Genomic DNA, 11475 nt, shown 5'->3' on the forward strand with positions numbered 1-11475 from the left:
GTACAGATGTTGATTCCGTTGTCGAAGCCGGCACTTGCAGCAGTTACCCTTTTTTGTATTGTGAATCACTGGAATAGCTTTTTTGACGGAATGATTTTGATTGATACGCCGGAAAAATTTCCACTGCAGACCTATATTTAGTCACTGGTTATTTGTATTTCCGATATGTCTCAATCAGGACTGTCTACAGAACAGCTGGCAGGGAGAATGTCATAAAGAACCTTCAATGGATCCAAAATAGTTATTTCTACCGCTCCGATTTTAATCATTTATCCATTTTTGCAGAGATACTTTGTGTCAGAAATCACCTTGGGATCTGTAAAGGAATGAGCAACAGAAAGTTTGAAACCGTAGGACGATCATTTTGAAGTGTGGAGGAACAGGAGTATGAACAGAAAGTGGACAGAACAAGAGATATGGAGTTGGTTCCGTGAACATGAGTGGATTTCCGGATTCAATTTTGTGCCAAGTACACCGGCAGGCGGCGTTTATGCACTGCTGCAGGAGTATGATCATAAAAATGCGTTTCAGGAGGCAGCAAAAGAAATTTCATTAGCGGCTTCACTTGGATTAAACAGTGTGCGCCTGTTTTTGCCGTTTGAATTATGGAGACAGCAGCACGATAGTTTTATGAAAAATCTGGAGGAGTTTATTTCACTGCTGGATTTTTATCATATGACAATCATGCCGGTTTTATTCAATGATTGTACCGTTGCAAAACAATTTTACAAAGAACCAGTTCCGGGACCACAACCGGAACCTGTGGAGGGCTTTTTTGGGGGGAACCAGTGATAATTCTTTTGACGAAGAAACACAGACAGGGATCACGGTAGGTTATAGTATTACAGATGATGAAGAGATGACACCTGAAATTGAGAAATATGTAAGAGAACTGGCAAAACGTTATGGTCAGGATGACAGGGTTATCATTTGGAATATCTGGAATGAACTGGGAAATTCAGGAAGAGGAGAAAAATCACTTCCGATGGCTAAAAAAGTAATAGGATGGTTAAGGGAGGAAGACGTAAAGCAACCATTGACAATAGAAATGTGGGGAGCGCAGGTAAAGGGAAACTATTATGAATGGCTAAACAACCCATGTTTTCATGGTGAGGTGGGGTGGATCGGGAAAACATAGAACTCTCGGACATTATTACATTTCATTTTTATGGTGATTATACGCATGCACGAAGAATGGTAAAGTTTTTGAAACAGTTTAATCGTCCGCTGATTAATACAGAATGGATGCATCGCCCATTTCAAAGTCTGATTCAGACGCACCTGCCGCTATGGAAAAGAGAAAAAATAGGAAGTTATTTTTTCGGTTTGGTAAATGGAAAGACACAATTTCATATTGCATGGGATTTTATTAAAGAATATCCGTCTGTAGATACTTCCGTATGGATGCATGATTTGTATCATGCAGATTTTACTCCGTATGATCAGGAGGAGTTGGATATACTAAAGAAGTGTAATGAAGATAAGAATATCTGGAAATAAGGAACTAGGAGAAACAAAAATATTGACGAAAAGAAAGAGATTTGATAAACTGGAAAAATAAAAGGGAGTAGCTAGCCAACCGTGTTCACTTCTTCGTCAGTACAGCTATTGATATTCAATAACTCGGAAAGTGATTAAATAGCGAGACTTTTACTGTAGATGCAGTAGGAGTCTCTTTTTTATGCCTATAACACCTGCTGCAAAGAATGCAAAAGAAAGAGAGGAAGATACGTATGATGTTACAGGCAGGGATTTTGATAGTGGGTTTCCTTTTTCTGGTAAAAGGAGCAGACTGGTTTGTGGAAGGGTCTGCAAGCATAGCAAGAAAGTTTGGAATTCCCCAGCTGATTATCGGACTTACCATTGTTGCAATGGGAACGAGTATGCCGGAGGCCGCTGTAAGTATTACCGCAGCGATGCAGCAGAACGCAGGAATTACGATAGGAAATGTGGTTGGAAGCAATATTTTGAATATTTTTATTATTCTCGGACTTACGGCATTAATAACAAATGTGGCAATACAAAGGTCTACCTTGTTTTATGAAATACCGTTTATGATGTTTGTTACGGTAGTTTTAATGATATGCGGAATGACAGGAGGAAAAGTAACGTTTGCCGAGGGCATAGTCTTATGGGTACTGTTTCTTGTATATCTTGGCTATTTGTTTGTAATGTCAAAAAAAGGGGAAAATCCGGAAGAAGAGGAAGCGAAAAATTATCCTGTCTGGAAATGTCTTCTTTTGATGGTGGCAGGCGGCGTCCTGGTTGTAAAAGGAAGTGATTTTGCCGTCAGCGGGGCAACCGAGATTGCACGATACTTTGGAATGAGTGAGCGTTTTATCGGACTGACGATTGTTGCTCTCGGAACATCCCTTCCGGAGCTGGTAACATCTGTGACAGCAGCAAAAAGAGGGAATGCAGGAATTGCAATCGGAAATATTGTCGGAAGCAATATTTTTAACATTTTATTTGTAATTGGAACAGCCGCACTGATCTGTCCTGTGCCATTTGAAACTAAATTTATTGTAGACACAGGAATCGCAATTCTGGCAGGTCTGGTTTTATGGATTGGGACGTACAAGAACAGGGAATTACGGAAAACGTGTGGTGTCGTTATGCTTTTATGCTATGCAGGATATTTTGCATATTTATGTGTGGTATAGGATGAACCATTTTTGATGAAACCATTATTTAAGCACCGACCATTTGGCCGGTGCTTTTGAAGTGCATTCAAAGCTATGCGAAACGGAAGAAAAAATCAAGAATCATGCTAGAATCTAGTACATCGTTTTGTAAATAACTATACCAATCACGCAGGATGCAGATTCGAGTGTGCAGGTATAAAAATGTAGGCGTAGCGGGCTACGCCGAGGCTTTTATGCCTGTGCAATCAGATTTGCAGACAAGTGAGTGGTATAGTTATTTCGAAAACGATGTACTAGCTTCGGAAGGCGGAAAACAGTCCCAAAAAGTGCAACAATTTTCTGGAAAATATGCTATAATCTGATCAAAGTAGAGAAAAGCGGAGAGTAGAAATGAAAAAATTACCAGAATCAGAACAGGAAATTATGATGATTATATGGGAATATGAGGAACCTGTCAGTCGATTTCAAGTTGAAGAAAAGTTGAATGTAGAGAAAAATGTTGCACCGAGTACCATTTTAACATTGCTTACTCGTTTGGAAAAAAAAGGATTTATTCAAAAAGTGAGGAACGGGAAATCAAATCTTTATGTACCATTAGTAGAAAAAGAAAATTATATAGGCACGGTTGGAAAAAACATGTTAGATAAAATGTTTCAAGGGTCATTAGCAAAATTCGCATCGGCACTGTATGATGGAGAAAAACTTAGCTCAAAAGAGGTTAAGCAATTGCAGGAATTTATTGACAGACAAAAATAGAAAAAGTGGTGTAGAGGATATAGTTACAGATGGCATTTATCATAAAGTGGAATCTTTCAATAGGCATAGTCGCATTTATGGCATATGTTGTACAAAAAATAATGGGGAAAAGGCTCGGTCATTACTGGAGAAAGATAGTCTGGATACTTCTGACACTTAAAATGTGCTTTCCATTTTGGAGTGTGACAGAGAAATTTCGGCAACATCCTTTTATGATTTCTATGCCGGCATATTATATCGGGGAACAAAATCAAAAGACCGCGATCATGACGAAAATGGGAAACGTTTCAATTCGAAGGTGGATGTCAGGCGAAAAATTTTTGCTGTATATATGGATTGCAGGGATGATTTTATGTCTTTTGTTTCACGCAATACAATATAGAATATGGAAAAAAAGAATATTTGCAGAATGTAAAAAGATGCAAAAAAATTCCGTATTAGAAGCTCTAAAAAAAGCAAGCGAAGTTTGTAAAATAAAAAAAACAGAAATATGGGTCTGTGAAAATCAAGATTTTTATTCTCCTATGTTGTTTGGTGTACGAAATACAAAAGTATTGATTCCACAAGAAATGCTGGAAACGGAAAATTACTCCTATGAAGAATGGTATTTGATTTTTTTACATGAATTGACACATCAGAAAAAACACGATTTATGGTATAAAAGGTTTCTTCAAATTATAAGGGATGTTTATTGGTTTTGTATCCCAATGCTGTGGGTGCAAAAAATGGCAAATATAGATATCGAATGTGTCTGTGATGAGACTGTTACAAAACATATGAATCTGACGCAACGGAAAGATTATTGCAATGTTATTTTAAAAGTGGCTTCAAAACAAACGAAAAAAGAATTGTCTGGAGTTGTTTCAATGGTATCAGAAACAGAGATACTGAAAGAACGATTTTACAATGTGTTTTTAGCAAGAAAAAAACTTCGAATATACGTCACTGTTTTTCTTTTTGGAATAATTATTTTGAGTTTTTCGGAAATGCAAATAGCGCGACAAATATGGTCATCATCGCATATAGAAAATTGTCCCAAATGCAAAGCTGCGGTACAAGGAGAAGTGGTTTGGAATGCATGGGAAAATGAAAAAAATGTAGTATGTACACATCAATATGCATGGGGAGATGACTTACAGAAAGCCAGATATGGAGTAGAAAAAATCAGGTGTAATGAATGTGGAAATTTTTTTGAGATAAAGATCAGGCAAGAAAAAATAGTCTGCCATGGGTATAATGATTAATTAGACAAATGTAGAAAAAAGATTGACAAAAAGTAGGAAGTATGGTATTTTTTGTTATACAAATGTAGAACGTACGTTGACAGGTATAATAAATTTTTAAGGAGAAAAGTATGAAAGCGGTAAAGAAAAAAATTTCCATTTTTCTAATGACCTTAATGTTGGCCAGTACATTTTCTGCCAATGTAACAAAAGCGGATGTTATCGAAAGTAAGAATATTTTTGCGTATGAAGAAATTATGCCGTATGCTGCAGTTTGCCCGAGATGTGGAGGAAGAATAACATCGTCAACCGTATGGGGAAGCTGGATAAGCAGTGGTACAGTTACATGTACTCATGGTCACGCATGGGGAACTGATTTGAAGCAGTATAGAACAGGAATAAAAACTACAAAATGTTTAAATTGTAACGCAGGAAATACTGCTAATGTGAAAGAAACAAGAACAATTTGTCACGGATATGATAATTAATGGTTAAAACACAAGGCTGTTGTATGATATGTAAAAAAACAGAAGTCATGCAATAGCCTTGTGCTATATAGAAACATAGGGGGTAGCATAATGATGGGAAAAAGGTTGAAAGAAATTTTTGGTTTGATTCTGATTAACATCACATTAGTCAGTGGGAGCTTAAATGCAGAAACGGTATATGCAGATACACAAGCCAAGATTGAAATTGAGAAAACGGAAATGCCATTAAAAATTTGTGTTGATGAAGAAAATAAAAAAACGGTACTTCAAATAGTGGCAGCCTGGAAGAAAATATATAAAAATAATGGAGTGGAACTAATGGTAATCCCATCAGGGCAACAGGCTTCGGAAGAAAAAGTACAGGAGATCCAGAATGAAATTACGACAGGAGAAGGGCCGGATGTATTTTTGGCAGAAGGGCCGAATCCGACCTGGAGTGAGCAAAGAGCAGTTGTTTTTGAGGACCCCAAAAAAGAAATGTATCAGGGAACCTTTCTTTCGTTGAAACCATACATGAAATATTTTGATATAGATATTTTAGAAGAGAAGATTTTGTCTGCAGGTATGGCTAATGAGGAACAAATACTGATTCCTATGACATACGATTATTTTCTATATGCATTTACAACACAGGATTTACCGGAAAATACAGAAATATCAAGAAATTGGCTGGAATTAGCCAGACAAAAAGAAAAAGCAATTCAACAGATTGTAGGGCAAAGAAGTGGGGTTCAATTTTTTGATACATTTAGTGAGGTAGTTGATTATAAGAAAAAAACACTTCTATATTCGGAAGAGCAGATAAAAAAAGTTTTGGATGAAACAGTAGCATTAAAAACAAGATCATTAGCTTTAAACTGGAAAATAAAAGATACAGGAGTAGTAAGTCTAAATGATTTGGAAGAACTTGGAGGTGAAAAAACAGTTCATACGGTATTTGCAATGCCGAATCAGGAAGGCGGATTCACTGCAAATGTTACACTTTATGCAGGAATTAATAAGAACACAAAGCAACCTTTAAAAGCAGTCTCCTTTTTACAAATGCTATACAGTGAAGAAGTTTTATCAGGAAAAGGAATAGAGTTAGAAGATAGAAGAGAGGCAAGCAATATAAGATTTCCGCAAGGGGTTTCTATTTACAAAAAGGAACTAGAAAAACGAATGCGGAGTCTTTCGAGACAAGATCAAAAACAAATCAAAACGATACAGGAAGAAGTAAACACCGTTCGATTTTATTCGGTATGGGACAGGGAACTTAATTCCTTATTATCTAAGTATGAGGCACAGGAAGATGAAAAGCAAAAAGAGCATGTCTTCATAAAAACAATACAGAAATGGAAGGGAAAAATACAGAAATGACATAAAAAATCAGCCCTGTGGAGTGAGAGTTGCAAGAAACAGATTTTCCGGAGTACTGTGGAACAGTCTGTAAAGCTAAAGCGGATATTCGCAATCCGCTTCGTTACTTGCTCATAACTGAATAGCTGCTTCACCGCTTATCAGGACTTGGTTGATTCGGTTAAATTCTTTTAGGGTTTGTCAAGGGTGATGAGGAGCTTTAAAAACAGGCTCCTCTTCACCCTTAATTTATATATCGGTTAATGATCTGTGCGTTTGAGAAATTGATTCGTATATATCAAGACACATATGACAGAGCATTACTTTTGACAGGAATTTTTAGAAACAATAACCTTTGTCGGTCGATACAGTTTTTCTCCGAAGAAGTAGCCTTTCTGTATTTCCTCGACAACTCTGTCTTCTTCCACCCGGTCGGTTTCTTCGATGTGCACTGCATCATGGATATGAGGATCAAATATTGTACCATTTGCTTCCATCGGTAAGACATTCAGCTGATATAAATTCTGCGCCAAAGCTGTACGGAAATCCATCATAAGAAGCTTTTCATCCATATAGGCCCAGCGATTCGTCGTTCGTTCCGAACTGACAATTCCATATTCGAGATTGTCTTTTACAGCCAGCAGCTTTTCAATCCATGTGCTGACTCGGATATTTGTATCTCCGTCATGACAGTCTGCAAATACTTCTTGTGTCTGTCTGGCGATCATCTGGATTCTCTTTCCAATTGCAGAAGCCTTCGTTGTGGGGTTCAGATTTTCCGCCCCCAGGCAAAACTCTTTTCCGGCCTGAAGTACATTTGCGAGAAGCTGTTCCGGTACGAAAACGGTATTTATCGGGAAGCGTTTCGGCTTTTCTTCTGTGAATTGACTCAAATCTATCTTTGCAAGATTCTCTCCTGATTGCAGTATCAGGGTAAAATCGCCGCATTCCATTCCAACCTCGATCCATGCTTTCAGCCGGCTTGCATCCTTTGGAAATTCAGGACAGATCTCCTCCATTTTCTAGGTTCTGACTTTCCTTTTAGAATCCTTTGATTTCAGATACAGGTTCAGACCTTTTCCTTTGATTCCGGAATCCAGCAAAATGTCGAAACCATCTGTTCGCATGGGAATCATGTGTCGTTCTTCGTTAAGCCAGGTTAATGGAATGCATTCCTTTCCCCATTGGATGGTTGAAATTTCAATTCCGGCGGTCCATGGGAAAAGTACAAGCATGGTAATAGGCTTCGCGGTAGGATTGGTAAGTCTGGCTCCCTGGGCTGCAGTTCTATCCGCGGCCACAACGGAAAGATCCTCGTATCCGATTGTTTCCTGACCCAGTGTTTCTCTCGATTTCGTATCACTTAGATAATAGTACGTCATATTTGGAATCATTTCTGGAGTATTCTCTCCGATGGTATATTCCAATCCTTCCAGCATATTAGTTTGATCTGTCCATGCTGAAAATTCTGCCAGCAGATTTTGCTTTTTACAATTTGAAATCACACGAACCCCAAATTGCTGGTCATGTTTCATATCTTGTGCTTTTGAAAGGGCACAAGCATCTGTCGCAGTCATAACCCTTATTACATGAAAGCCTGCTTTTTCCATGGCGGTCCGTACATTTTTCTGCGTTATAATTTCCGGTATAGAAAGGGCAAGCACACAATCGCTTATCTGTGCAAATGCAGTTTTTTGAAGCTCCATTTTCAATTCCTTCATCAGAGCAATACAATATCGAATCGAACAAGGCTCCAGGGTAGAAGAAACTGCGCTTTCTGCTTCCTGCATAAAGTCTTCTTCGTCTGTGTTTCTCTCGTGAAGCATCCGTAATATCCGCCTGACTCATAACGGTGAAGATACGGAGCAGTTACTTTTTATCAAGGGTTCTCGCGCATTACGCCGACCAGTGCATGCGGGACATATGGCTCTTCGAGATAAGCAGTCTCATCCGGTGTCAGCTGTACACCGATGGCTTTGACGCCCTCTTCAATATGCGATACCTTTGTCGCCCCGACAACCGGAGCAGTTACTTTTGTGAGCAGCCATCCGAGCGAAATCTGGATTCTCGTCAGCCCCTTCTTCTTTGCAAGTTCACCGACGCGGTCGATAATGATGGCGTCTTTTTCTTTCGTCGCATCATACTTTCCTTTTGCGTACGTATCTTCCTGCAGCCGTTTGGAAAGCTCCGACGGTTTTTTTGCCAGGCGGCCGGAAGCCAGCGGGCTGTACGGTGTCAGTGCAATATTCTGATCCTTGCAGAACGGAACCATCTCGCGTTCCTCCTCGCGGAATAGCAGATTGTAATGTCCCTGAATCGAAACAAATTTGGCCCAGCCGTTCTTATCCGCAATATAATTTGCTTTTGCCAGCTGCCATGCGAAGCAGTTAGAAATACCGATGGCGCGTACCTTTCCTGCAACGACAGCTGAATTTAATGCCTCCATCATTTCTTCTACCGGTGTGTGATAGTCCCACATATGGCAGATATAAAGGTCAACATAGTCCATGCCAAGATTCGTAAGGCTGCGATCGAGAAGACCTAAAATATGATCTTTTCCGCTCACCCCGTCTGCAATTTCCTGCGGGCTGCGCGGGAAAAATTTTGTTGCGACAACGACTTCATCACGTTTTGCAAAATCGTTCAGCGCGCGTCCCAGATACTGCTCGCTGGTGCCGCTCTGATAACCGGCAGCGGTATCAAAAAAGTTTACACCAAGTTCCAGACCGCGTTTTAAAATCGCGCGGGAATGCTCCTCGTCCAGTGTCCAGGAATGTATGCCGCTTTTTGCATTTCCAAATCCCATACATCCCATACAGATTCTCGATACCTTTAAATCCGAATTTCCAAGTTTTGTGTATTCCATGAAAAAATCTCCCTGTGCGATGATGTACTCCCAGAGTACATGATTTCGTGCTTTTCTAAGATACTTCCATTGTAAAATCGGAATACAGATTTGTCCAATACTTGATGCAAAAAGAAGGGTATGTTCAAAAAGCATGAAGAACGAGAGAAAGAACAGGAAAAACATGTGAAGGAACATATACAAAATCAAGTGAAAGTCAGTTTTCTAAAAGTAAAAAGTCAAATCAGAACATTTTTTTTCATCCCGGAGTATGCTAAAATTTTTTTATAAGACAAAGACAGGATGTGCGAAAGCATGTTGCAGGGGTTTTTACGCACAATCCGGAAAAGAGGAAACATGAAGAAACAGTATTACTGCAATCCATTAAACATGGACTACCGTTACCAGTTTATCGAGGATATGAGAAGCGGCGAGGACAAGATTTCCCGCGAGGCCGCCGATCCGTCGATGATTTTATTTCAGGGAAAATATTATATTTTTGCATCCATGACTTTGAGCGTCTGGGTTTCGGAGGATATGGTTCACTGGGAGAGCCACCGTCTGCCGGACAGCCTGCCGCTGTATGACTATGCGCCGGATGTGCGCGTGGTCGGCGATTACGTGTATTTCAGCGCATCCCGTCGTGGCACGATCTGCGATTTTTACCGCACGAAAGATATCTTAAACGGTCCGTTTGAGCGTATTCCGGGAACCTTCGATTTCTGGGATCCGAACCTGTTTCTTGATGATGACGGAAAGCTCTATTTTTACTGGGGATGCAATAACGTGACTCCGATCTGGGGTGTGGAGCTTGAACCGGAGACGATGGTTCCAAAGACCGAGAGAAAAGAACTGATCTACGGTCAGCCGGAAAAAATCGGATACGAGCGCGTCGGAGAAAATCATTCCAAAATGCCGCTGAGTGAAGAAGAAGCTGTTGAAAAATTCAAAGAATTTCTGAAAGTACAGGGAAAAGATGCGGATCATCTGACGGAGGAGCAGATCGGGTTTGCCAAAATTATGTTCAGCCAGAGACCGTTCATCGAGGGCGCATGGATGACAAAGCACAATGGAATCTATTATCTCCAGTATGCCGGCCCGGGAACGGAATACAACGTTTACGGTGACGGTGTTTACGAGAGTGATTCCCCGCTTGGCCCGTTCCATCTGGCAAAGAACAATCCATATTCCTATAAACCGGGCGGATTCCTGCGCGGTGCAGGCCACGGTTCGACGATGGAAGACCGCTATGGAAACTGGTGGCATACCGCGACAATGCAGATCAGCAAAAACCACGATATGGAGCGTCGTGTTGGCATCTGGCGGGCAGGCTTTGACGAAGATGGTGTCCTGTTCTGCAATCAGCAGTTCGGCGACTGGCCGATGGCAGTGGAGCAGGAAAAAGAAGATCCATGGGCAAAACCGGAGTGGTATCTCTTAAGCTATCAGAAAGCAATGAGTGCATCGTCCTCTGAAGAAGGCAGAGAACCGTCGTTTGCGGCAGATGAAAATATCCAGACCTGGTGGCGCGCCGCCGGAAATCAGCCGGGCGAGTGGATTTCGATGGATCTTGGTGAGGTAAAAGATGTCCGCGCCGTACAGATCAATTTTGCGGATGATAAAATCGATGTACCCCTGCCGGGCGAGCGTCAGGGCGAACGATATATCGACCCGAGTCAGCATAAAACAAGATGGCTGCTTGAGGCATCCGCCGATGGAACAAACTATTTTGTCCTGGCAGACAAATCAGACGCAGAAACTAATCTGCCACACGATTTCGTTGTAAAAGAAGAGGGTGTACAGATCCGCTATCTGAAACTTACTGTTTTTGAAGTACCGTACAATCAGAATCTATGCATCTCCGGCTTTCGTGTCTTCGGACTCGGCAACGGCGAAAAACCATTCGCACCGCAGTATCAGGCAGAACGAACCGGAACCATGGATATGCGCATCACCATTGAGCCGCAGACAGACGCCGTCGGATACAACGTCCTCTGGGGTTTTGATCCGGACAAGCTGTATCACAGCTGCATGACCTTTATGCCGGAGCAGAATATTGGCGCGCTGGTCGAAGGCGAAACGGTATATGTGAGAGTCGATGCGTTTAATGAAAATGGAATTACGGAAGGAACCGTAAGGCCGCTTGTATGATACAATTATATTGAAAAAGCAGAAAAACA

12 protein-coding genes are annotated in these 11475 nt (G+C 40.8%); 9 read left to right on the forward strand and 3 right to left on the reverse strand.

The window, feature by feature from the left end:
- Positions 1-387 precede the first annotated feature (387 nt).
- The 8 genes from DWX26_RS17245 (at position 388) to DWX26_RS11865 (ending at position 6471) form a co-directional block, all read left to right on the forward strand.
- Positions 388-792 carry a hypothetical protein gene (locus tag DWX26_RS17245; protein ID WP_243030652.1) on the forward strand — a complete coding sequence of 135 codons (405 nt, stop codon included), beginning with the start codon at positions 388-390 and terminating at the stop codon, positions 790-792.
- On the forward strand, positions 776-1138 hold the full coding sequence (locus DWX26_RS17250; protein ID WP_243030654.1) for a cellulase family glycosylhydrolase: 363 nt from the start codon (positions 776-778) through the stop codon (positions 1136-1138). Before DWX26_RS17245 ends, DWX26_RS17250 begins: the two co-directional genes overlap by 17 nt.
- Before the next feature lie 68 nt (positions 1139-1206).
- Positions 1207-1500: a hypothetical protein gene (locus tag DWX26_RS17255; RefSeq protein WP_243030656.1), complete on the forward strand. Its 294-nt coding sequence runs from the start codon at positions 1207-1209 to the stop codon at positions 1498-1500.
- Between the two features lie 233 nt (positions 1501-1733).
- Positions 1734-2663, forward strand: a complete 930-nt coding sequence (locus DWX26_RS11840; protein WP_022461243.1) for a calcium/sodium antiporter — start codon at positions 1734-1736, stop codon at positions 2661-2663.
- 372 nt (positions 2664-3035) lie between these two features.
- Positions 3036-3401 (forward strand): BlaI/MecI/CopY family transcriptional regulator, encoded by a 366-nt coding sequence (locus DWX26_RS11850; RefSeq protein ID WP_022461242.1) that lies wholly within the window; start codon positions 3036-3038, stop codon positions 3399-3401.
- Positions 3402-3430: 29 nt separating this feature from the next.
- Positions 3431-4645: a M56 family metallopeptidase gene (locus DWX26_RS11855; protein WP_022461241.1), complete on the forward strand. Its 1215-nt coding sequence runs from the start codon at positions 3431-3433 to the stop codon at positions 4643-4645.
- A 110-nt stretch (positions 4646-4755) separates the two neighbouring features.
- Entirely contained in the window at positions 4756-5112 is a 357-nt protein-coding gene (locus DWX26_RS11860) for a hypothetical protein (RefSeq protein ID WP_022461240.1), read from the forward strand.
- Positions 5113-5202: 90 nt separating this feature from the next.
- Positions 5203-6471 carry an extracellular solute-binding protein gene (locus DWX26_RS11865; RefSeq protein WP_022461239.1) on the forward strand — a complete coding sequence of 423 codons (1269 nt, stop codon included), beginning with the start codon at positions 5203-5205 and terminating at the stop codon, positions 6469-6471.
- Between the two features lie 299 nt (positions 6472-6770).
- Here DWX26_RS11865 and DWX26_RS11870 read toward each other — a convergent pair whose 3' ends face one another.
- The 3 genes from DWX26_RS11870 to DWX26_RS11880 all read right to left on the reverse strand — a co-directional run bounded on the left by DWX26_RS11870 (position 6771) and on the right by DWX26_RS11880 (position 9316).
- Positions 6771-7469: a nucleotide exchange factor GrpE gene (locus DWX26_RS11870; RefSeq protein ID WP_022461003.1), complete on the reverse strand. Its 699-nt coding sequence runs from the start codon at positions 7467-7469 to the stop codon at positions 6771-6773.
- A 3-nt stretch (positions 7470-7472) separates the two neighbouring features.
- Positions 7473-8240 carry a hypothetical protein gene (locus tag DWX26_RS11875; RefSeq protein ID WP_147398126.1) on the reverse strand — a complete coding sequence of 256 codons (768 nt, stop codon included), beginning with the start codon at positions 8238-8240 and terminating at the stop codon, positions 7473-7475.
- Between the two features lie 89 nt (positions 8241-8329).
- The gene (locus DWX26_RS11880; protein WP_117801808.1) at positions 8330-9316 is read right to left on the reverse strand and encodes an aldo/keto reductase; all 987 of its coding nucleotides are present in this window, start codon (positions 9314-9316) and stop codon (positions 8330-8332) included.
- 336 nt (positions 9317-9652) lie between these two features.
- On the opposite strand from DWX26_RS11880, the gene DWX26_RS11885 reads away from it, so the two are divergent.
- Positions 9653-11446: a family 43 glycosylhydrolase gene (locus tag DWX26_RS11885; protein WP_118601488.1), complete on the forward strand. Its 1794-nt coding sequence runs from the start codon at positions 9653-9655 to the stop codon at positions 11444-11446.
- Positions 11447-11475: the final 29 nt, after the last annotated feature.

The sequence above is a fragment of the Blautia sp. AF19-1 genome (assembly GCF_003479155.1).
GTDB classification, from domain to species: Bacteria; Bacillota; Clostridia; order Lachnospirales; family Lachnospiraceae; genus Fusicatenibacter; species Fusicatenibacter saccharivorans.

What these genes read in the sequence shown, in the direction of transcription:
- DWX26_RS11885 (WP_118601488.1), top strand. Translation starts at nt 9,653, where the DNA reads ATGAAGAAACAGTATTACTGCAATCCATTAAACATGGACTACCGTTAC.
- DWX26_RS11870 (WP_022461003.1), bottom strand. Translation starts at nt 7,469, where the DNA reads ATGGAGGAGATCTGTCCTGAATTTCCAAAGGATGCAAGCCGGCTGAAA.
- DWX26_RS11860 (WP_022461240.1), top strand. Translation starts at nt 4,756, where the DNA reads ATGAAAGCGGTAAAGAAAAAAATTTCCATTTTTCTAATGACCTTAATG.
- DWX26_RS11865 (WP_022461239.1), top strand. Translation starts at nt 5,203, where the DNA reads ATGATGGGAAAAAGGTTGAAAGAAATTTTTGGTTTGATTCTGATTAAC.
- DWX26_RS17245 (WP_243030652.1), top strand. Translation starts at nt 388, where the DNA reads ATGAACAGAAAGTGGACAGAACAAGAGATATGGAGTTGGTTCCGTGAA.
- DWX26_RS11875 (WP_147398126.1), bottom strand. Translation starts at nt 8,240, where the DNA reads ATGCAGGAAGCAGAAAGCGCAGTTTCTTCTACCCTGGAGCCTTGTTCG.
- DWX26_RS11840 (WP_022461243.1), top strand. Translation starts at nt 1,734, where the DNA reads ATGATGTTACAGGCAGGGATTTTGATAGTGGGTTTCCTTTTTCTGGTA.
- DWX26_RS11880 (WP_117801808.1), bottom strand. Translation starts at nt 9,316, where the DNA reads ATGGAATACACAAAACTTGGAAATTCGGATTTAAAGGTATCGAGAATC.
- DWX26_RS11850 (WP_022461242.1), top strand. Translation starts at nt 3,036, where the DNA reads ATGAAAAAATTACCAGAATCAGAACAGGAAATTATGATGATTATATGG.
- DWX26_RS11855 (WP_022461241.1), top strand. Translation starts at nt 3,431, where the DNA reads ATGGCATTTATCATAAAGTGGAATCTTTCAATAGGCATAGTCGCATTT.